The 21,093-nt window shown below is 70.5% G+C and carries 20 protein-coding genes; 9 read left to right on the top strand and 11 right to left on the bottom strand.

All coding sequences use genetic code 11. From position 1 onward, the window contains the following. The first annotated feature begins 1 nt into the window (after position 1). Positions 2-193, top strand: a complete 192-nt coding sequence (locus tag CG723_RS07180; RefSeq protein WP_100592380.1) for a hypothetical protein — start codon at positions 2-4, stop codon at positions 191-193. A 101-nt stretch (positions 194-294) separates the two neighbouring features. Next, the gene (locus CG723_RS07175; RefSeq protein WP_100592379.1) at positions 295-1,221 is read left to right on the top strand and encodes a carbohydrate kinase family protein; all 927 of its coding nucleotides are present in this window, start codon (positions 295-297) and stop codon (positions 1,219-1,221) included. A 22-nt stretch (positions 1,222-1,243) separates the two neighbouring features. Here CG723_RS07175 and CG723_RS07170 read toward each other — a convergent pair whose 3' ends face one another. Continuing rightward, positions 1,244-2,107, bottom strand: coding sequence for a helix-turn-helix domain-containing protein (locus CG723_RS07170; protein WP_100592378.1), 864 nt, complete (start codon positions 2,105-2,107; stop codon positions 1,244-1,246). A 101-nt stretch (positions 2,108-2,208) separates the two neighbouring features. Between CG723_RS07170 and CG723_RS07165 the strand changes: the two genes are divergently transcribed. Beyond that, on the top strand, positions 2,209-2,790 hold the full coding sequence (locus tag CG723_RS07165; protein WP_100592377.1) for a YceI family protein: 582 nt from the start codon (positions 2,209-2,211) through the stop codon (positions 2,788-2,790). Positions 2,791-2,868: 78 nt separating this feature from the next. Here the strand turns inward: CG723_RS07165 and uvrA are convergent, their stop codons facing one another. Beyond that, a complete protein-coding gene (gene uvrA, locus CG723_RS07160; RefSeq protein ID WP_234374178.1) occupies positions 2,869-5,940 on the bottom strand; it encodes an excinuclease ABC subunit UvrA in 3,072 nt (1,023 codons plus the stop codon). Positions 5,941-6,161: 221 nt separating this feature from the next. On the opposite strand from uvrA, the gene CG723_RS07155 reads away from it, so the two are divergent. Further along, entirely contained in the window at positions 6,162-6,851 is a 690-nt protein-coding gene (locus CG723_RS07155) for a maleylpyruvate isomerase family mycothiol-dependent enzyme (protein ID WP_100592375.1), read from the top strand. Between the two features lie 9 nt (positions 6,852-6,860). After that, positions 6,861-7,517: an MBL fold metallo-hydrolase gene (locus CG723_RS07150; protein WP_100592374.1), complete on the top strand. Its 657-nt coding sequence runs from the start codon at positions 6,861-6,863 to the stop codon at positions 7,515-7,517. Between the two features lie 58 nt (positions 7,518-7,575). On the opposite strand, the gene aroQ is transcribed toward CG723_RS07150, so the two are convergent. The 7 genes from aroQ to CG723_RS07115 all read right to left on the bottom strand — a co-directional run bounded on the left by aroQ (position 7,576) and on the right by CG723_RS07115 (position 16,447). Further along, positions 7,576-8,049, bottom strand: a complete 474-nt coding sequence (aroQ, locus tag CG723_RS07145) for a type II 3-dehydroquinate dehydratase (protein WP_100592373.1) — start codon at positions 8,047-8,049, stop codon at positions 7,576-7,578. 85 nt (positions 8,050-8,134) lie between these two features. Then, entirely contained in the window at positions 8,135-9,235 is a 1,101-nt protein-coding gene (locus CG723_RS07140; protein ID WP_100592372.1) for a calcium:proton antiporter, read from the bottom strand. 127 nt (positions 9,236-9,362) lie between these two features. Beyond that, positions 9,363-10,376 (bottom strand): TerC family protein, encoded by a 1,014-nt coding sequence (locus CG723_RS07135; RefSeq protein ID WP_234374177.1) that lies wholly within the window; start codon positions 10,374-10,376, stop codon positions 9,363-9,365. Positions 10,377-10,619: 243 nt separating this feature from the next. Beyond that, positions 10,620-12,611, bottom strand: coding sequence for a TerD family protein (locus CG723_RS07130; RefSeq protein ID WP_100592370.1), 1,992 nt, complete (start codon positions 12,609-12,611; stop codon positions 10,620-10,622). Between the two features lie 48 nt (positions 12,612-12,659). Continuing rightward, positions 12,660-13,262 carry a TerD family protein gene (locus CG723_RS07125; protein ID WP_100592369.1) on the bottom strand — a complete coding sequence of 201 codons (603 nt, stop codon included), beginning with the start codon at positions 13,260-13,262 and terminating at the stop codon, positions 12,660-12,662. Between the two features lie 190 nt (positions 13,263-13,452). After that, the gene (uvrB, locus tag CG723_RS07120; RefSeq protein ID WP_100592368.1) at positions 13,453-15,600 is read right to left on the bottom strand and encodes an excinuclease ABC subunit UvrB; all 2,148 of its coding nucleotides are present in this window, start codon (positions 15,598-15,600) and stop codon (positions 13,453-13,455) included. Between the two features lie 40 nt (positions 15,601-15,640). Beyond that, a complete protein-coding gene (locus tag CG723_RS07115) occupies positions 15,641-16,447 on the bottom strand; it encodes an MHYT domain-containing protein (protein WP_100592367.1) in 807 nt (268 codons plus the stop codon). Between the two features lie 267 nt (positions 16,448-16,714). Here CG723_RS07115 and CG723_RS07110 point away from each other — a divergent pair, with 267 nt between their 5' ends. The 3 genes from CG723_RS07110 to CG723_RS07100 all read left to right on the top strand — a co-directional run bounded on the left by CG723_RS07110 (position 16,715) and on the right by CG723_RS07100 (position 19,645). After that, positions 16,715-17,590 carry a glycerophosphodiester phosphodiesterase gene (locus tag CG723_RS07110; RefSeq protein ID WP_100592366.1) on the top strand — a complete coding sequence of 292 codons (876 nt, stop codon included), beginning with the start codon at positions 16,715-16,717 and terminating at the stop codon, positions 17,588-17,590. A 73-nt stretch (positions 17,591-17,663) separates the two neighbouring features. Next, positions 17,664-18,263, top strand: coding sequence for a methylated-DNA--[protein]-cysteine S-methyltransferase (locus tag CG723_RS07105; protein WP_100592612.1), 600 nt, complete (start codon positions 17,664-17,666; stop codon positions 18,261-18,263). A gap of 107 nt (positions 18,264-18,370) precedes the next feature. Continuing rightward, positions 18,371-19,645 carry an MFS transporter gene (locus CG723_RS07100; RefSeq protein ID WP_100592611.1) on the top strand — a complete coding sequence of 425 codons (1,275 nt, stop codon included), beginning with the start codon at positions 18,371-18,373 and terminating at the stop codon, positions 19,643-19,645. A 68-nt stretch (positions 19,646-19,713) separates the two neighbouring features. Here the strand turns inward: CG723_RS07100 and CG723_RS07095 are convergent, their stop codons facing one another. Beyond that, positions 19,714-20,079, bottom strand: a complete 366-nt coding sequence (locus CG723_RS07095; RefSeq protein WP_100592365.1) for a cupin domain-containing protein — start codon at positions 20,077-20,079, stop codon at positions 19,714-19,716. Positions 20,080-20,229: 150 nt separating this feature from the next. Here CG723_RS07095 and CG723_RS07090 point away from each other — a divergent pair, with 150 nt between their 5' ends. Continuing rightward, positions 20,230-20,529 (top strand): GlsB/YeaQ/YmgE family stress response membrane protein, encoded by a 300-nt coding sequence (locus CG723_RS07090; protein ID WP_100592364.1) that lies wholly within the window; start codon positions 20,230-20,232, stop codon positions 20,527-20,529. Positions 20,530-20,602: 73 nt separating this feature from the next. Here CG723_RS07090 and CG723_RS07085 read toward each other — a convergent pair whose 3' ends face one another. After that, positions 20,603-21,037, bottom strand: coding sequence for a VOC family protein (locus tag CG723_RS07085; RefSeq protein WP_100592363.1), 435 nt, complete (start codon positions 21,035-21,037; stop codon positions 20,603-20,605). Positions 21,038-21,093 lie beyond the last annotated feature (56 nt).

The raw sequence follows: 21,093 nt of genomic DNA, 5'->3' as shown, positions 1-21,093 counted from the left end.
CGTGACGGTTCGGGGGACCCTCTCGTCCGGCCCCGCCTTCGCGCCCACCTCTCTGCTCATGGCCGCGATGGTCGCCACGTTCCCGGCCGTTTCGGTGGCCACGCTGCGTCCCGGCGCGAAGGGTCTGCCCGAGTCGGTCCCGGACGTGCCCGCTTCGGGCCGGGGCGGTGTGCCCGAGCCCGCGAGCCTCTAGCCTGTGCCTCGCCCCCTACCCCTCCGATCCACCGCACCCCAGCAGTTCAGCACTCAGGCACTGCCGCACCGCTCCGCCGTTCAGCCCGAAAGGAACCATCCGTGATAGTCGTCGCCGGAGAGGCCCTGATCGACCTCGTGCCGCAGGGCGGGGCCGCCGATGACGGTGGCGACCTGCCCTCGCTCGCGCCCCGGCTCGGCGGCGGCCCCTTCAACACCGCGGTGGCCGTCGGCCGGCTCGGCTCCCCCGTGGCCTTCTGCTCACGGGTCTCCCGCGACGCGTTCGGCGAGGCGCTGCTCGGCGGGCTCGCGCGGGCGGGTGTCGACGTGTCGTACGTCCAGCGGGGCGACGAACCGACGACGCTGGCGGTCGCGACGATCGCCGCGGACGGATCGGCCGGTTACTCGTTCTACGTCGACGGCACGGCCGACCGGCTCTTCTCGATGCCCGACCGGCTCCCGCCGGGCACGCGCGCGGTGTCGTTCGGTACGTGTTCGCTCGTTCTTGAGCCGGGCGCCAGCGCGTACGAGGAGCTGATGCGGTCGGCCTCGGCCCAGGGCGTGTTCACCGCGCTCGACCCGAACATCCGGGCCGGCCTCATCCCCGACCCGGACGCGTACCGGGCGCGCTTCAAGAGCTGGCTCCCCTCGATCGGCCTGCTCAAGCTTTCCGAGGAGGACGCGCGGTGGCTGGGCGGCACCCCGCAGGAGTGGCCGGCCTCGGGTCCCGCGGCCGTCGTGATCACGCGGGGCGGCGACGGCCTGACGGTCTTCACGCGGGGCGGCGCGCGCTACGACGTACCGGGTGAGCGGGTCGATGTCGTCGACACGATCGGCGCGGGCGACACCGTGAACGCGGCGCTGATGCACGGCCTGGCCGCGTGGGACGCACTGTCCGTGGAGGCGGTGGCGGGCCTGGGCGAGGACGACTGGCACCGGCTGTTGCGGTTCGCCGCACGCGCGGCCGCGGTCACCTGCTCGCGGGCGGGCGCCGAACCCCCGTACGCATCCGAACTCCCGCCGCTTTAGCGGCCGTTCGCTCGCTTTCGGGTCAGCCCTTGACCGCGCGCAGCGCCCCGGGCCTGCGGCCGTTGAGCCGGTCGAGGGCGGCCGAGGTGGCGTCGTCTGCCGGGAGGTGGACGACGAGGCGCTGACCGTCGGCGTCGGGCAGGGACAGCGTCTCGAACGCCAGGCGCAGTGAGCCGACCTCGGGGTGCGCGACGACGTCCACGCCGGTACGCCGGGGCAGGGAGGGCACGGCGGCGAGCCGGTCCGCGAAGGGCGCCCCCGCGGTGACGGTCAGCTCGTCGGCGAGCGCGGCGACGTGCGGGTCGTGGATCGATGCCCCGTGCCGGAGGTGGGAGACCTGCTCGTCAGCCACGCGGTCCCATTCGGCGTACGCGGTGCGGGCGCGCTCGTCGGTGAAGACGTATCGCACGATGTTCGGCTGTCGGGCGTCGAGGATGCCGAGTGGGCGCGCGTACCGGTCGTAGGCGTCGGTGTGGGCGATGACGTCGCCGATCCAGTTGACCAGGACGGCCGGGGTGGATTCGAGGCGGTCGAGGAGTGCGCGCACGGTGGGCCGGACCGTGCGCAAGGGGGGAGCGGCCGCGGCCCCGGCGCAGAACATGGCATCCCCGCCGGACTCCTTCGCGAGGCGGCGGAGCAGGAAGCGCTCGTCGACGGGCAGGAGCAGCGCGTCGGCGAGGGCGCCGAGGACCGGGGGTGACGGGTTGCGATCGCGGCCCTGTTCGAGACGGGTGAGGTATTCGACGCTGATGCCGGCGAGCGTGGCCAGCTCGGAGCGGCGCAGGCCCGGGGTGCGGCGCCGGGTGCCGGTGGGCAGTCCCACCTCGGCGGGTGTGACGGCTTCGCGGCGGGTGCGCAGATAGGTGCCCAACTCGTTGTCGCTCACCCGTCGAACGTATCAACGTAAGGGGTCGCTGATCGTGGCCCTGTCACTACCAGTCTTGGCCCGGCCTTCCTCCGGCCCGCCGGTGACCGCAGGGTGGGCGCATGACCTATGACGACAACTCCGGTGCCACTGCCACGACTTCGGCCACCGCGCTGCCTCTGGCGGCCGGCGACTGGACGCTCGACCCGCTGCACTCGGCGGTGAACTTCACCATCCGCCACCTCGGGATCGCGAAGGTGCGGGGGCGCTTCGCGCAGGTGGAGGCCGCGCTGCACATCGGCGAGAGGGTGGACGACATCAGGGTGAGCGCCACCATCGCACTGGCCTCGATCGACACGGGCAACGCCGACCGTGACGCGCACGTCCGTCAGGCCGATCTGCTGGACGTGGAGCGCCGTCCGACGATGACGTACGTCTCGCACGGGGTGTCGGGGAAGGACGACGACTGGTCCCTGGAGGGCGAGTTGACCGTCGGTGACGTGACGCGGCCGGTGGCGCTCGCCGTGGAGTTCGGCGGGGTGGTGGACGTGCCGATGGACGGGAGCCGGCATGCGGGGTTCGAGGCGACGGGCGAGATCCGGCGGAGCGACTTCGGCCTGGACTTCGGGGCCGGTCTTCTTGGTGATGTTGTCAAGATTCAGCTGGACATGCAGTTCGTCGAGCCGCAGGGCCAGGGTGGCTGACAGATGAACGTGTGGCGCCCCACGGGGAGTTCCCGTGGGGCGCCAGGTGTGTTCCGTGCGATCGCGGACCGCCCGCGGTCAGGCCTTGCCGGCCCGCGTGGACTTGGTCGCGGTCTTCTTGGCGGCCGTGACCTTCTTCGCCGCGGCCTTCGTGGCGGTCTTGCCGGACGTCGTGGTGTTGGCCCTGGCCACCTTCTTGGCCGGGGCCTTCGCGCTCGCGGAGACGGTCTTCTTCGCGGCCGCGGCCTTCTTCGCCGTGGCCACCGTCTTCTTCGTACGCGCCGCGGGCACCGACGCGTCGCTGAACCGGTCGGCGCCGAGGATGTCGCGCAGGAACTTGCCGGTGTGACTGGCCGGTTCACCCGCGACCTCTTCGGGGGTGCCCTCGGCGACGACGAGGCCGCCGCCGTTACCACCCTCGGGGCCCATGTCGACGACCCAGTCGGCGGTCTTGATGACGTCGAGGTTGTGCTCGATGACGATCACCGAGTTCCCCTTGTCGACGAGGCCCGACAGGACGGTGATGAGCTTGCTGATGTCCTCGAAGTGCAGACCGGTGGTCGGCTCGTCGAGAACGTAGACGGTGCGTCCCGTGGACCGCTTCTGCAGCTCGCTGGCCAGCTTCACGCGCTGCGCCTCGCCTCCGGAGAGGGTCGGCGCGGACTGCCCGAGCCGGACGTAGCCGAGGCCGACGTCGTTCAGTGTGCGCAGGTGGCGGGCGATGCCCGGGACCGCCTCGAAGAAGCCGAGCGCCTCCTCGATGGGCATGTCCAGGACCTCGGCGATGGACTTGCCCTTGTAGTGGACGTCCAGCGTCTCGCGGTTGTACCGCGCCCCGTGGCAGACCTCGCACGGGACGTAGACGTCCGGCAGGAAGTTCATCTCGATCTTGATGGTGCCGTCGCCGGAACAGTTCTCGCAGCGGCCGCCCTTGACGTTGAAGGAGAAGCGTCCGGGCAGATAGCCGCGGACCTTCGCCTCGGTCGTCTCGGCGAAGAGCTTGCGGACGTGGTCGAAGACTCCGGTGTACGTCGCCGGGTTCGAGCGGGGTGTGCGGCCGATCGGCGACTGGTCGACGTGCACGACCTTGTCGACGAGGTCGTCGCCCTCCACGCGCGTGTGCCGCCCGGGAACGTTGCGCGCCCCGTTCAGCTCGCGGGCGAGGTGTGTGTACAGGATGTCGTTGACCAGCGTCGACTTGCCGGAACCGGAGACTCCGGTGACCGCGGTCAGGACGCCGAGCGGGAACGACACGTCGATGTCGCGCAGGTTGTTCTCGCGGGCGCCGTGCACGGTCAGCTTGCGGGTCGGGTCCACGGGGCGCCGGATGTCGGGCAGCGGGATGGACTTCTTGCCCGACAGGTACTGGCCGGTCATCGACTCGGCGTTGGCGAGCAGCTCCTTCAAGGGGCCGCTGTGGACGACGTTGCCGCCGTGCTCACCCGCGCCGGGGCCGATGTCGACGACCCAGTCGGCGACCTTGATGGTGTCCTCGTCGTGCTCGACGACGATGAGCGTGTTGCCCATGTCGCGCAGCCGTACGAGGGTCTCGATCAGGCGGTGGTTGTCGCGCTGGTGCAGGCCGATCGAGGGCTCGTCCAGGACGTAGAGCACGCCGACCAGGCCGGAGCCGATCTGTGTCGCGAGGCGGATGCGCTGGGCCTCGCCGCCGGAGAGGGTGCCGGCCGCGCGGTTGAGCGAGAGGTAGTCGAGGCCTACGTCGACGAGGAACCGCAGCCGCTCGTTGACCTCCTTGAGGACCCGCTCGGCGATCTTCTTGTCGCGCGCGTTGAGCTTCAGCTCGCCCAGGAAGTCCGCGCAGTCGCTGATGGACATCGCGGAGACCTCGGCGATGGACTTCTCCATCACCGTGACGGCGAGAACGATCGGCTTCAGGCGCGTGCCCTCACAGGTGGGGCAGGGCACTTCGCGCATATAGCCCTCGAAGCGCTCGCGGCTGGAGTCGCTCTCGGCCTCGCTGTGGCGCCGCTTGACGAACGGGACGGCGCCTTCGAAGGGGGTCGTGTAGACCCGCTCGCGGCCGTACCGGTTGCGGTAGCGGACCTCGATCTGCGTCTTGTGGCCGTACAGGAGGGCCTTCCTGGCGCGCTGCGGCAGGCCCGCGAAGGGGATGTCGGTCCGGAATCCCAACGCGTCCGCGAGGGCGCCGATGAGGCGTCCGAAGTAGTCCTTGGTGTGCCCGTGCGACCAGGGGTGGATGGCGCCCTCGTCGAGGGACTTGTCCTCGTCCGGGACGATCAGCTCGGGGTCGACCTCCATGCGCGTGCCGATGCCGGTGCAGTCCGGGCAGGCGCCGAAGGGCGAGTTGAAGGAGAAGGAGCGCGGCTCCAGCTCCTCGAAGGACAGGTCGTCGTACGGGCAGTACAGGTGCTCCGAGTACATGCGCTCGCGCTCGGGGTCGTCCTCGGGGAGGTCGACGAAGTCGAGCACGACCATGCCTCCGGAGAGGCCGAGCGCGGTCTCCACGGAGTCGGTCAGGCGGCGCTTGGCGGATTCCTTCACCGTGAGGCGGTCGACGACCACCTCGATGGTGTGCTTCTCCTGCTTCTTCAGGGTGGGCGGTTCCGACAGCTGGATCGTCTGTCCGTCGACCCGGGCGCGGCTGTACCCCTTGGTCTGGAGGTCGGCGAAGAGGTCGACGAACTCGCCCTTGCGCTCGCGCACCAGCGGCGACAGGACCTGGAAACGGCTGCCCTCGGGCAGGTCGAGGACCTTGTCGACGATGGCCTGCGGCGACTGGCGCGAGATGGGGCGGCCGCACTCGGGACAGTGCGGCTTGCCGATGCGCGCGAAGAGCAGGCGCAGGTAGTCGTAGACCTCGGTGATGGTGCCGACCGTGGAGCGCGGGTTGCGCGAGGTCGACTTCTGGTCGATCGAGACGGCCGGGGAGAGGCCCTCGATGAAGTCGACGTCCGGCTTGTCCATCTGGCCGAGGAACTGACGGGCGTACGAGGAGAGCGACTCGACGTACCGCCGCTGCCCCTCGGCGAAGATCGTGTCGAAGGCGAGCGACGACTTGCCGGACCCCGACAGACCCGTGAAGACGATGAGCGAGTCGCGCGGGAGGTCGAGCGAGACGTTACGGAGATTGTGCTCGCGCGCGCCACGGACGATGAGACGGTCGGCCACGCCGGTCCGCACCTTTCTTGAGAGAAGCAACAGGGGCGGGGCCCCTGTCTTTCGAGACTAGGGGGGCCACCGTCAGCGATGGACTGTTTTCCATGGTTGGTAACAAACCCGGACCACCAAGAATGCCCGATGCCGCTCCCGAGCTTATAGCACGTACATTCGATTCCTGGTCTCGGTCGGCCGCCTTCACCCGATCGAGTGGCGGCGCTATCGTCTGCGCCATGAGCGATCATGTGCGCGACCTGGCCTCTGTACGTGAAGCGACCGACCGGCTCCTCACCGCTGTCGGCACGCTGGACAACGCGGCTGTGGCCGAGTCGTCACGGCTTCCCGGCTGGAGCCGGGGCCATGTCCTCGCCCACCTCGCCCGTAACGCGGACGCACTCGCGAACGTCCTCGCGGGCCGGCCCATGTATCCGAGCGCCGAGGCGCGCGACGCGGACATCGCGCGGGACGCGCCGCGCGACCTTCGCGAGCAGCTCGAGGACCTGCGGACCAGCGCCACCGGATTCGAGGCCCGGGCCGAGGTCCCGGCCGACTGGGCGCGCACGGTGGAGCTGCGCAACGGCGTCAAGGACTCCGCGTCCCGGATCCCCTTCCGGCGCTGGGGCGAGGTCGACCTGCACCACGTCGACCTCGGGATCGGGTACGAGCTGGAGGATCTGCCGGCGGAGTTCGTCGAGCGGGAGATCGACTTCCTCGCCGAGCGCTTCGCGGGGCACCAGGACATGCCGTCGACCGGCCTGAAGTCGGACGGCGGCCGGGTCTGGACGACGGGCGGTGGCGCCGGTACGGGTCCGGTCGGCGTCGCGGGTCCCGCCCCGGAGCTGCTCGGCTGGCTCTCGGGACGGCGCGACGGCTCCGGACTCACCGTCGAAGGCGGCCCGCTGCCTGTCGTACCCCCGCTATAGGCTGAGTCCATGACGTACAGCGGAGCGGTGAAGGTCGGCGGCCCGGCGGATGTGCACGAGCTGCAGAACCTGATGATCTCCAAGGTCGCGGTCGGCGCGATGAACAACAACGCGTATCTGCTGCGCTGCCGCGCCACCGGCGAGCAGCTCCTGATCGACGCGGCCGCCGACCCGGAGACGCTGCTGACCCTGATCGGGGACGACGGCATCGCGTCCGTCGTCACGACGCATCAGCACGGGGACCACTGGCAGGCGCTCGCCCGGGTCGTGGAGGTCACCAGCCCGCGTACGTACGCGGGCCGTTACGACGCGGAGGGCATCCCGGTGCCCACGGACGTGCTCGTCGAGGACGGGGACACGATCAACGTCGGGCGGGTCTCGCTGACCGCCCGGCATCTGGTCGGCCACACGCCCGGCTCGATCGCCCTCGTCTACGACGACCCGCACGGCCACCCCCATGTCTTCACCGGGGACTGCCTGTTCCCGGGCGGCGTGGGGAACACGTGGAAGGACCCGAAGGCCTTCGCGAGCCTGATCGACGACGTCGAGTCGAAGATCTTCGGCCCGCTCCCCGACGAGACGTGGGTCTACCCCGGGCACGGGAACGACACGACGCTCGGCGCCGAGCGTCCGCATCTGCCGGAGTGGCGCGAGCGCGGCTGGTGAGTCAACGCCCGGCCGCGCCGGGCGTGTTCACTCCACCGAGCATGACAGTCCGGCGGTACTAGACCGTGGCCACGCCGGGCTCGGCCAGGGCCGCCACCCGCTCCACCGCGAACGCGTACCCCTGGACCCCGCAGCCGGCGATCACGCCGTCCGCCCGGACGGACACGTAGGAGTGGTGCCTGAACTCCTCGCGCTGGTGGATGTTGGAGATGTGGACCTCGATAACGGGCAGGCCGTCGCACGCGTTGAGGGCGTCCAGGATCGCGACCGAGGTGTGCGAGTAGGCGGCCGGGTTGATCACGATGCCCACGTGGTTCTGGCGTGCCTCGTGGATCCAGTCCACCAGCTCGCCCTCGTGGTTGGACTGCCGGAAGTCGACGCTCCCGCCGTGCACGGCCGCGGCCTTGACGCACAGGGCCTCGACGTCCGCGAGGGTGTCGGACCCGTAGATCTCCGGCTGCCGGCGGCCGAGGAGATTCAGGTTCGGGCCGTTCAGAACCATGATCGGGGCGTTGGCGAGGGTGCGGGGCACAGGGGACCTCCGTGCGTCGGGCGGCTGCTCCCCCTGGGTCTATCACGAGGCGTCACGGGGCTGCCCGGCCGTATCACGATGACCGTCACGGCGTGACGGCGAGCTCCACGTACGCGGCGAACACCACGAGGTGGACTCCGCCCTGGAGCGGGGTGGCGCGGCCGGGGACGACGGTCAGCGTGCTCACCAGCATCGTCAGGACCAGCAGCACCATCTGCGTGGCACCGAGTCCGAGTACGAGGGGCCCTGACAGCCAGAACGACGCGATGGCGACGGCCGGGATGGTCAGTCCGATGCTGGCCATCGCGGAGCCGAGTGCGAGGTTGAGGCTCGTCTGGACGCGGTCACGACGGGCCGCGCGCAGAGCCGCGATCGTCTCTGGCAGCAGGACGAGGAGCGCGATGATCACGCCGACGACGGAGTGCGGCATCCCGGCTGCTTCGACGCCCGACTCGATCGTCGGCGACACGCCTTTGGCGAGACCGACGACGGCGACGAGGGCCAGTCCGAGGAAGCCGAGGCTGATCAGGGCGGTGCGGGTGGTGGGCGCGTCCGCGTGGTCGTCGCCGTCGATGACATTGCCCTGCTTGGTGATCGGCAGGAAGTAGTCACGGTGCCGCACGGTCTGGGTCGCCACGAAGATCCCGTACAGGACGAGCGCGGCGGAGGCCGCGAAGATCAACTGCGAGGTGGAGAACTCCGGGCCCGGCTTACTGGTGGTGAACGTCGGCAGGACCAGGCAGAGCGTGGCCAGGGTGGCGACCGTGGCGAGCGCGCCGCCGGTGCCCTCGGACTGGAAGACGGCGATGCGGTGCCGGAACGCGGCGGCGAGCAGGCTCAGTCCGACGATGCCGTTGCAGGTGATCATGACGGCGGCGAACACCGTGTCGCGGGCGAGCGTGGCGCCCTTCTCGCCGCCGTCGACCATGAGGGTGACGATCAGCGCCACTTCGATGACGGTGACGGCGACGGCGAGTACGAGGGAGCCGAAGGGTTCGCCGACTCGGTGGGCCACGACCTCGGCGTGGTGGACGGCCGCGAGCACGGACGCGGCGAGCACGACGGAGACGACGGCCACGACAGCGCCCGGCAGCGAGCGGCCCCAGGTGAACACCAGCAGGACGACCGCGAGGACGGGGACGACGGCCGTCCATTGCGTGACCAGTCTCCGAAGCCCAGCGATCATGCCTTTGATGGTGCACCGACGGTGCGGGGGCCGCGACTTCGGGACGGGCGCGTGTGCGTGGGGCCCGAACGAGGGAAGGAGCGCGCGGCCGGCAGCCGCGCGCTCCTTCTCCGTACCGGTCCGGCGGTCAGGCCTTGATGCTGTCCTTGCGGGCGCCGTCGGTCGCGTCGCCGTCCTGGTCGTCGTCGCCGCCGTCGAGGGCCTGCTTCTGCGCCTGCTTCTTGGAGGCGATGAGGCTGGCGATGGTGGTGACCGCCAGGACGCCGCAGATGACGGCCAGGGAGACCGGGATGGAGATCTCCGGCACGTGCACCCCGGACTCGTGCAGCGCGTGCAGGACGAGCTTCACGCCGATGAAGCCGAGGATCACCGACAGGCCGTAGCTGAGGTAGACCAGCTTCCGGAGGAGTCCGCCGATGAGGAAGTACAGCTGGCGCAGACCCATCAGCGCGAACGCGTTGGCCGTGAAGACGATGTACGGGTCCTGGGTCAGGCCGAAGATCGCCGGGATCGAGTCCATCGCGAACAGCACGTCGGTCGTGCCGATCGCGAGCATGACGACCATGAGCGGCGTCAGGATCCGCTTGCCGTTGACCCGGATGAACAGCTTCGTGCCGTGGTACCGGTCGGCGACGCCGAACTTCTTCTCGATGGACTTGAGGAGGCGGTTCTCCTCGAACTCGTCCTCCTCGTCGTCCGACATCGCTTCCTGGATGAGCTTCCAGGCGGTGTAGATGAGGAACGCGCCGAAGATGTAGAAGACCCACGAGAAGTTGGCGATGACCGCGGCACCGGCCGCGATGAAGATGGCGCGCAGCACCAGGGCGATCAGCACACCGAACAGCAGGACGCGCTGCTGGAGCTGGGACGGCACCGAGAACTTCGCCATGATCAGGATGAAGACGAAGAGGTTGTCGACGCTCAGCGACTTCTCGGTGATGAAGCCGGCGAAGAACTCGCCCGAAGCCTGTGAGTTCCCCCAGATCAGCAGACCGATCCCGAAGAGGGCGGCCAGCACGATCCAGACGACCGTCCAGATTCCGGCTTCCTTGATCGATACGTCGTGGGGCTTGCGCCCGATGAAGAAGTCGACCGCGATCAGGGCGACCAGACCAAGAATGGTCAGCACCCAAAGGGTCATCGATACGTCCACTGCGCCTCCGGCGTCGTACGGCTACTGATCAGCGTCGTCGCTGCCGGAGGTCTCTTCCACCCGGGCGGCCTCAGCTCGCCTCGGGCCGACGCCCCGGGACCGGTGTCGGTCCGTATTGACGGGAACGCCGCGTTCGGGAGTACTCCCCTCCGCTCGTCGGAGCCTACGGGAAACACCCATGAAACGTAAAGGGTTCAGTAAAGATACGTTCAAAACCGGTGCTCAGAGGGGTCAGATGCCTTGCTCCCGTCGCGCTCTGGCGACCTCTTCGAGGACCTGCTCCAGGATCCGGCTGCCCGGCGGGACACTCGGCGGCTCGTACGTCCACGCGTGCCCCACCCAGGGGTCGGCGAGGTGGTCGTCGGGCACCGGCGTGAGGCGCAGCAGCGCGCGCCAGAGCGGGTCGAGGACCGGTCCGTACTCGGCGGCGTCCTCACGGTCGGCGACCATCAGGAGGTGGACGCCGACGGCGGGGCCCTCGTCGGCGAGGTAGCGCAGCCGGGTCACCGCGCGGTCGTCGAAGCCGTGCGGGAAGTCATTGACGATCAGCAGCTGCTCGGCGGTGTCCAGGTCGGGCGGCAGCGCGTCGGCCGCTCCGCCGCGGACCGCCATCTGCACGAGGTCCACGCGCTGGATGAGCCGCGCGAGCACCTCGGAGACGCCCGCCATCCCGGCGGCCGGCGGCCCGGCGAGCACCCCGGCCCGCACGAGCGGGGCGAGCGCCCCTGTGGCCGATCCGGCCGGGTCGATGACGTGCACGGCGAACTCGCCCGCCGGGTAGACCGCGAGGAGCCGCGCGGCATGCTCGACGGCGCTCCGCATGGCGCGGCGGCGCAGCTCGTCGGGCTCGGTGAGCGCGTCCGCCCCGGAGCGGCCGCTGTCGATCCACATGCCGCGCTCCAGCGGCAGCCGTACGAGCATCGGGATGCGCAGGCCGAGGCCGCGGGACTCGGGCAGCTGGAGGTCGCCCAGGCGCAGGGCCATCGGGATCTCCATGGGGCTGCGGTACGCGTGCCAGACCGGGTTGTCCCAGCCCGCGTAGGCCGGGGGCAGGGCGGGCTCGACGACGGCGGACTCGGCGGCCAGCTGGGCGAGGTCGCGGTCGAGTGCCTCTCGCGCCTGATCGACAAGTCGGCCGTGCTTGGTGCGGGCGGCCTCCCGCGCGGCGTCACCCTGGCCGCCGATCCTGCTGCGCGGGTCGGACAGGGCCTTGTCGAGCTCCTGCTCCATACGGGAGTCCGCGAAGTCGACGGCGCTGCGGTACGCGGCGACGCAGCGGGCGAGGTCCTCGAACATGCCCCACACCTGGTTGTAGAGCCGCTCGTCCATGGACCAGCCGGTCGCGTCTCCGGCGACGGGGACGGCGGGCTGCCCCGGCGCGCCGGGGGACGAGGTGGGCGCGGGGGCGGGTGGTGCGGGGGCCTGGCGGCCGGGGTGCGTGTAGTTGACCGGGCCCGTGCCGTCCGTCTGGGTGGAGGCGTGGGCCTGCGGCTGAGGCTCGTGCGTCGGCCGCGGGGCGGGGGGTGACTGGGGTTCGGGGGGCTGATGGGAGCGGGGCGGGGTGGTGCTCGGCAGCGCGGCGCCGGCGACGGACGCCCCCGCTCCGGTGTCCACCATGGCGCTCGCCCCGGAGGCCGCCGTCCGGGGCGGAGGCGGCGCCGCCGTACGCGCGAGGCCCCGCGCCACCGCTTCGCCGATCTCGCCGGCGAGAGCTCCCGCGTCGGGGAGCCCCTGGTCCGTCAGGAGTGCTCCGAGGCCGCCCGCGTACCCCTGGCCCACCGCGCGCACCTTCCACGCGCCCTGGCGGCGGTACAGCTCCAGGGCTACGACGGCGGACTCGGCGTCGAGGTCGGTGATGGTGTAGCTGGCCACCTCGGAGCCGTCGAGTCCGGTGACGGCGACGAAGGGGGCCGCGACGGCGCCGAAGCGGTCGGGGTCACCGGGTCCGGTGGGCAGCGCGAGCAGCACGCTGACGCGGTGGGCGGACTCGGGCACGGCGTCCAGGTCGACGGCGAGGCGATGGTCGGCCGCCGCCTGCCGAGGGACCTCGAGCCCCGGCAGCGCGGGGGCGCCGGGGTGCGCGACCCAGTCGCGGCCGTGCACCTTGCCCTGGTCGTCGCTGAGCGTCGCGCCCGCCACGATCGGCGCTCCCGCCGACACACGGATCTCCAGACGGTTCTGGGTGAGGGGGTGGTTCTGCCCCCGGACCAGCTCGGCCGTCATCGCCTTCTCCCCCTCGTCCCGTCCGTCTGCTCTCGCGTCCCCGCTACCTCACAGGCCCGGCAGGATCGCCGGCATGAGGTCCTGGAACGTGCGGCCGTTGGCCGGCGCGCCCAGGGCGGTCATCTGCCAGCCGGCGCCCGCGCGGTGCACCTTCGCCATGATCTGGGCGGTGTACTGGCCGCCGCCGTCGAGCGTGTAGCGGGCCAGCTCCTGGCCGTTGGTCTCGTCGACCAGGCGGCAGAACGCGTTCTGCACCTCCTGGAAGGTCTGGCCGGTGAACGAGTTCACCGTGAAGACGATCTGGTCGATGTGGACCGGGACGCGCTCGAGGTCGACGAGGATCGCCTCGTCGTCGCCGCCCTGGCCGGCGCCGCCGACGAGGTTGTCACCGGTGTGGCGCACGGAGCCGTCGTCGCTGACGAGGTGGCGGAAGAAGACGACGTCCACCGGCTGCTTGTCCGCGAACAGAACCGCCGAGGCGTCGAGGTCGATCTCCCGCGTGCGGGTCCCGAACAGGCCGCGGCGCGGGGCGGCCTGCCAGCCGAGTCCCATCCGGACGGCCGTGAGGTTGCCCCCGTCCTGCTTCTGCAGGCTGATCGCCTGGCCCTTGCTCAGGTTGACACCAGGACCCTTGGAAAAGTTGGCCGTCACGCGTCCGTCCCCTCTCGAACTGTGCTCTTCACCGCCCGTCCGGACGGTTGAGGGAACCCTACGCAGGGCCACTGACAACGCCGCACACGGACAAGGACTTTGTGTCGGTCTTGCAACACACCGTGCGGCATGCCGGATCCGTCCGGCATGCCGTGGGGCGTGCGGGGTGCCGTGAGGCGTGCGGGGTGCGTCAGGCCAGCCCGGCCTCCTTCATCTGGCGCAGCTCCCTCTTCATCTCCGACACCTCGTCACGCAGGCGCGCGGCGATCTCGAACTGGAGGTCCGCGGCGGCCGCACGCATCCGGTCGGTCATCTCCTCGATCTGCCCGGCGAGTTCGGCCGCGGGACGGTCGGTGGGCACCGTCTGCGCCGTCTTGCCCTTGGCGGCCTTGCCACCGGTCTTCTTGGCGCCGGCCTTGGCGAGCGCGGGCACGGGCGCCTTGGCACCCTTGCCGTCCTTAGCGCCCTTGCGATAGCCGGAGCCGAGGAGTTCCTCGGTGTCGACGTCCTCGCGCGCGATGGACGCGACGATGTCGTTGATCTTCTTACGGAGGGGCTGGGGGTCGATCCCCTTCTCCGTGTTGTACGCGATCTGCTTCTCCCGGCGGCGGTTGGTCTCGTCGATGGCCTTCTCCATCGCCGGGGTGATCTTGTCCGCGTACATATGGACCTGGCCGGACACGTTGCGCGCTGCGCGGCCGATGGTCTGGATCAGGGAGGTGCCGGAGCGCAGGAAGCCCTCCTTGTCGGCATCGAGGATCGCCACCAGGGAGACCTCGGGCAGGTCGAGGCCCTCACGGAGCAGGTTGATGCCGACGAGGACGTCGTACTCGCCCGCGCGCAGTTCGCGCAGCAGCTCGACGCGGCGCAGTGTGTCGACGTCGCTGTGCAGGTAACGCACCTGGATGCCCAGCTCCAGGAAGTACTCGGTGAGGTCCTCGGCCATCTTCTTGGTGAGCGTGGTGACGAGGACGCGCTCGTCCTTCTCGGTGCGCTTGCGGATCTCGTGCACCAGGTCGTCGATCTGGCCCTCGGTGGGCTTGACCACGACCTCGGGGTCGATGAGGCCCGTGGGGCGGATGATCTGCTCCACGAAGCCGTCGCCGCGCGCGAGCTCGTACTTGCCCGGAGTGGCCGACAGATAGACGGTCTGGCCGATGCGCTCCTGGAACTCCTCCCACTTCAGCGGGCGGTTGTCCAGGGCGGACGGGAGCCGGAAGCCGTGGTCGACGAGGGTGCGCTTGCGGGAGGCGTCGCCCTCGTACATGGCGCCGATCTGCGGCACGGTCACATGCGACTCGTCGATGACGAGGAGGAAGTCGTCCGGGAAGTAGTCGAGCAGCGTGTTCGGCGGGGAGCCGGGCGAGCGGCCGTCGAAGTGCATCGAGTAGTTCTCCACGCCGGAGCAGGAGCCGATCTGACGGAGCATCTCGAGGTCGTACGTGGTGCGCATGCGCAGCCGCTGGGCCTCGAGCATCTTGCCCTGCTTCTCCAGCTCCGCGAGGCGCTCCCCGAGCTCCTTCTCGATGTCGTTGGCCGCACGCTCCAGGCGCTCGGGGCCCGCCACATAGTGCGTGGCCGGGAAGACGTACAACGACTCGTCGTCGCTGATGACCTCGCCGGTGAGGGGGTGGAGGGTGGAGAGCGACTCGATCTCGTCGCCGAACATCTCGATGCGGACGGCGAGCTCCTCGTAGACCGGGAAGATCTCGATGGTGTCGCCGCGGACGCGGAATGTGCCGCGACTGAACGCCACGTCGTTGCGCGTGTACTGGATGTCGACGAAGCGGCGCAGCAGATCGTCCCGGTCGATCTCGTCGCCGACCTTGAGAGACACCATCCGGTCGACGTACTCCTGCGGCGTGCCCAGGCCGTAGATGCACGAGACGGAGGCGACCACGACGACGTCACGCCGGGTGAGCAGCGAGTTCGTCGCGGAGTGGCGCAGGCGCTCCACCTCCTCGTTGATCGAGGAGTCCTTCTCGATGTAGGTGTCCGACTGCGGGACGTACGCCTCGGGCTGGTAGTAGTCGTAGTACGAGACGAAGTACTCGACCGCATTGTTCGGCAGCAGCTCGCGGAACTCGTTGGCCAGCTGGGCGGCCAGCGTCTTGTTCGGCGCCATCACGAGAGTGGGGCGCTGGAGCTTCTCGATCATCCACGCGGTGGTGGCGGACTTACCTGTTCCGGTCGCACCGAGGAGGACGACATCCTTCTCACCTGCGGTGATGCGCCGCTCCAGGTCGGCGATGGCTGCCGGCTGGTCGCCGCTTGGCTGGTAGGGACTGACGACCTCGAAAGGCGCCACCGTGCGTTCGATCTTGGATACGGGCCGCATGGAATCCACCGTACGACCCCGCACTGACAACGGGGCCGGATCAGCCTGCCCGCCGCAGGGGGCGGACGGTCCGGCCCGCCCTGCTCGCGGCCTCGACGGCGTCCCTCCGGTCGGGCCTGCCCGTCATCATCATCGGGTCGAACACCACCACGACACCGGCCAGCAGCAGGAAGCACAGGGGGCCGATCATGAGCGGCGCGAGGAGTTCGGCGGGGGCGTCACCGGGAGGGGTGCCGCCGCTCGCGTGCGTGTGGACCCTGAGGGCGGCCATTCCGGTGTAGTGCATGCCGGTGACCGCGAGGCCCATGACGAGGCTCGCGCCGACGCTCCAGCTGAACCCCCTGACCTGGACCGCGGCCCAGAGCGCGGCGGTGGCGGCGGCCATGGCGATCACCACGGAGACGCCGACAGTGAAGGTGTTGTACTGGAGCGTCCCGTGCAGGCGCATGCCGGCCATGCCGAGGTAGTGCATCGACGCGACGCCCAGTCCGGTGACCGTGCCGCCGGTGAACAGGGCCGTCCCTGTAGCGCCCCGGTAGCCGACGATGAAGATCCCTATCCCGACCATGACGATGGCGACGCCCAGGCTCGCGAAGGTCGTCGGTTTGTCGTAGTGGATCGGGGTGCCCTGCACGCGGAAGCCCATCATCGCGATGAAGTGCATCGTCCAGATTCCGGACCCGATCGCCGCCGAGCCGAGCGCGAGCCAGCCGGGCCGCCAGGACTGGGTGACGAGCAGCGATCTGGTGGTGCAGCGCAGGCCCAGCGCCCCGCCGAGGCAGGCCATGAAGAACGCCACCAGCGGCGTGACCAGTCCATAGCTGAATCCGTCGACCGTGCCCTGCATCCGCTGCAGCCCTTCCGCCCTGATGTTTCTGATGTGTTCCGTTTGAGCCTCTGGCAACGGCTGCCGGAGCGACCGCGATTGGAGCAGAGATTAAGGCTCCCGCAGGAACGTCTGAACGATTTTCCGGCAAAGCCTCACGACACCCACCCTCGGGGTGCACGTCCTCCCACCACTCCGTTCAGTGTGTGGCCATCCTTCACCTGTCTTCCGTTGGCAACCGACTGTCACCGTCGTTCAGTCCTTGATCCCTCGACGCGAGGAGTACACGTGTCCGCACGCGCAGCCACCGCGACCGCCGCCCTGGTGGGATTCGTCGGCGTCCTGGTCCTCCCCACCACCGCCGAGGCGGCACAGAAGCACGGCGGCCCCGCCGTCGTCGCACACCGCGGCGCCTCCGGGTACGCGCCCGAGAACACCCTCAAGGCCATCGACAAGGCCGACAGGCTCGGCTTCGACTGGGTCGAGAACGACGTGCAGCGCACCAAGGACGGCCGGCTCGTCGTCATCCACGACACGAATCTGGCGCGCACCACGAACGTGGAGCAGGTCTTCCCCGGCCGCGCCCCGTACAACGTCCGCGACTTCACCGCCGCGGAGATCGCCGAGCTCGACGCCGGCGCCTGGAAGGGCGCCGAGTTCACCGGCGCCCATGTCCCGACCCTCACCCAGTACCTGGACCGGATCGACCACAACCACCAGAAGCTCCTCATGGAGATCAAGGCACCGGAACTCTACCCGGGCATCGAGAAGGACATCCTGCGCGTGCTCGGCAAGGAGGGCTGGCTCAACCGCGATCACGTCAGGAACCGCCTGGTGATCCAGAGCTTCAGCGCCGACAGCGTACGGACCGTGCACAAGCACCGCCCGGACATCACGACAGGTTTCCTCGGCACCCCCGCCAAGAGCGACCTGCCCCGGTACGCCCAGTTCGCCGACCGGATCAACCCCAGCAACGGGACGATCTCGGCCGGATACGTCGCCGCGGTGCACGCCTTCAGGGGCCCGCACGGCAAGCGCCTGAAGCTCTTCACCTGGACCGTGAACGACGCGGCGACCGCGCGGCGCGTGGCCGGCCTCGGCGTGGACGGCATCATCTCGAACTTCCCCGACGTCGTGCGCAAGGCGGTGGGCGGCGGCCGGTAGAGCGGACGACGGGCAGGGGGAGGCCGGCGGACGGCTCGGGCCGTTGTCAGTGGCTCCCCGTACGGTGGTCGGCATGAACGCCACTGGGCAGAGAGCCACTGGGGAAAGCACCGCCGGGGACAGGGCCGGAGACGGGGCCGGGCTCACGGCCGTCTGGGCCGTCGTCGGCACGGACATCGGGCCGCTGTTCCTCGCCGCGACGGACGCCGGCCTGGTGAATGTCGTCTTCCACGCCTCCCCCGCCGTGCGTGACTCCGCGGTCGAGCGGCTCGGTTCCCGGCTCGGGACCGAGCCGGTCGAGGCCCCGGACTCGCCGCTCCTGGCCGAGCCCATACGCCAGCTGAAGGCCTACTTCGCCGGTGAGCGACGCGACTTCGAGGTGCCGCTCGACTGGTCGCTGATCTCCGGGTTCAACCGACAGGTCCTGCGCGAGCTGGCGTCCGGCGTCCCGTTCGGCTCGGTCGTCGGTTACGGGGATCTGGCGGGCCGCGTCGGACAGCCGGGGGCGGCGCAGGCGGTGGGCATGGCCATGGGTGCCAATCCGCTGCCGGTCGTGGTGCCGTGCCACCGCGTAGTGGAGAGCGACGGCGGCATCGGCGGATTCGGCGGCGGCCTGGAGACGAAGCGGCAGTTGCTCGCGCTGGAGGGTGTCCTTCCGCAGCCGCTGTTCTGAGGCGCGGGAGCGGCTGTTTCGAGCCCCAGGCGCTGGTCGGCGCCAGGCCGCGCGGGGATGCCCGGTGTTCGAGGGTGGGTGCCGGCTGGCACACTGCGCCGGTGCTCATACCCGATTCCGCCGCGCGCCGCCGCCCTTCCGTCCCCCAGACGCCCCAGGACCTGGCCGGGCTGCGCCGCCGTGTCACCGCCGTACTCGTCGCGAGCCAGATACTCGGCGGGCTCGGCGTCGCCACCGGTATCGCGCTCGCCGCCGTGCTCGCCAAGCAGGTCAGCGGGGACGAGGCACTCTCAGGGCTCGCGCCGACCGCGACGGTCGCCGGGACCGCCCTGCTGTCCGTTCCGCTCGCCGCCCTGATGACGGTGCGGGGGCGCCGGCCCGGGCTCGTCCTCGCGTATCTGATCGGCGCGCTGGGGGCCGGGGTCGTCGTGCTGGCCGCCGCGGTGGGGAGCTTCCCGCTGCTGCTCATCGGCATGGCCGGGTTCGGCGCCGCCTCGTCGGCCAATCTCCAGGCGCGGTTCGCGGCCGCCGACCTGGCCGAGCCGCAGCATCGGGCGCGGGCGATCTCGAATGTCGTGTGGGCCACGACGATCGGCGCGGTGCTCGGGCCCAACATCGCGGCGCCCGCGGGCCGCAGCGTCGCCGGACTCGGCATCCCCGCGGCGGCGGGCCCCTTCCTGTGGGCGGCCGGGGTCTTCCTCGTCTCGGCCGTCATGGTGCAGCTCCTGCTGCGTCCCGACCCGCTCCTTACCGCCCGTGCCCTGGATCCCGAGGAGGAGAAGTCGGCCGGAGGGCGGTCGATCCGTGCCGGGTTCGCCGCAGTCGCCGCGTCGCCGCGCGCCCGGCTCGCCCTCGTGACCGTCGCCGTCTCGCACACCGCGATGGTGTCGATCATGTCGATGACGCCTGTCGACCTCGGCCATCACGGTGCGAGCATCGACCTCATCGGCCTGGTCATCAGCGGGCACATCGCGGGCATGTACGCGTTCTCGCCGGTGATGGGCCGGCTGTCGGACCGGCTCGGGCGGCTCTCCGTAATCGGCCTCGCCGTGGGCCTGCTCGCCTGCGCGGCGCTGCTCGCGGGCACGGCGGGCGGCAGCCACGGGCAGACCGCCGCGGGCCTGTTCGTCCTGGGGCTCGGCTGGTCCGCGGGCCTCGTCTCCGGTTCGGCCCTGCTGACCGACTCGGTGCCGCAGGCGGCGCGGGCCGCCGCGCAGGGCCTGTCCGACCTGACCATGAACACGGCGGCGGGCGTCGGCGGCGCGGCAGCGGGCCTGGTCGTGGCGACGGCGAGCTACGCCTGGCTCAATCTGGCCGCGGCCTGCCTCCTGCTGCCACTCGCCGCGCTCGCCCTCTTCAGCCGGCGGCCCTCGACGGCGTGATCAGGGCGGCGTGGCGGTGGTCGGTGATCGGTGATCGGTGATCGGTGATCGGGCCACCATGACGCCGGTCAGGGCAGCGTGATGTGGTACGCCTTCCGCAGGGTCTCGTGCACGGTCCACGTCGTACGGTCGCCCTCGCGCAATACGGCCGCGTCGCCGGGGCCCACCTCCAGCGTCTGCCCGCCCTCGACCTCGACCGTGGCGCGACCGGAGACGACCACGAACAGCTCGTTCGCCTCGGTGTCCGTCACCACGCCCGGCGTGATCTGCCAGATGCCCCGCAGCTGCTTGCCGTCGACGGACTCCCAGAGCACCTTGCCCGTGACGACAGGGGCGCCCGAGATGACCTGCTCAGGATCGAGGGGCTCCGGTTCGAGTTCAGCGTCCGGGATGTGTACGGCAAAAGAAGCAGTGGCCTGATCATTCGTGGTCATGAACGGTCACTCTAGGCAGCGCGGACCCCTCTGTTCACTGGACGACCCGTACCTCGGTCACGGCCCGGACTGGACGGCTCGTCAAGGGGAAGAGACGTTGAGACAACGTCCCGGGCGCCGCGTGCCCGGGTTCTAGGGAGTCGTGGGGACATGGAGATTTCCGGCGTCATCAGCGCGATCGTGATCGGCATCGTCATCGGCGTCCTGGGCCGGCTCGCCCTGCCGGGCCGTCAGCGCATCGGCATCCTGGCGACGGTCGTCGTCGGCATCGTGGCCGCGCTGCTCGGTTCGGCCATCGCCGCGGGCATCGGTGTCGCGGACACCAAGGGGGTCGACTGGGTGGAGTGGCTGATCCAGATCGGCCTGGCCGCCCTGGGCGTGGCCCTGCTCGACCGCGGCCGGACAGGCGGCCGGTCGCGCGGCCGTGCGTGGGGCCGCGCGCGCCGCTGAACCACAACCCCGGTACGGCCGGCCCCGTACAGCCAGCCCCTGTACGAGCAGCGCCGCGCCCGTATCCGGCCTTTCAGGCCTCTTCGTAGTAACGCGCTTCGAAGACGTTCCCGTCGGGGTCGCGGAAGTAGAAGCTGCGGACGGCCGGGCCGCGGGCGCCGTACGAGTGCCTGCCGTGGTCCGAGACCGGCACCTCGCGCTCCTCCAGACGGGCGCGCAGGCTGTCGTAGCCGCCTTCGGTCAGGGCGATGCACACGTGGTTGACCGGGTGGCCGGCGCTCTTGTCGCCGCCCGGCACCATGTTCATGCGGGCCGCCATGGGCAGCGGCGCGAGGTCGAGGATGGTCTCCTCGTTGAGCCGCACCGAGGGGAACGAGACCGTGCCCTCCTTGAACTCGGCGACCCTGAGGGGTTCGAGGCCGACGGCCTGCTCGTAGAAGTCCGCCGCGGCCACCGGGTCGCTGACCCAGAGCACGACATGGTCGAGGCGTGCCGTGTTGTCCGTCATGCGCTCAGGCTGCTCGGCCGGCCGCCGCGCCGCAAGTGTTTGCCGGTACACCGTGA

The organism is Streptomyces sp. CB01635, from assembly GCF_002803065.1.
Lineage (GTDB): Bacteria > Actinomycetota > Actinomycetes > Streptomycetales > Streptomycetaceae > Streptomyces.
The sequence above is the reverse complement of the archived record's forward strand: the minus strand, read 5'-3'. Positions and strand labels throughout refer to the sequence as shown.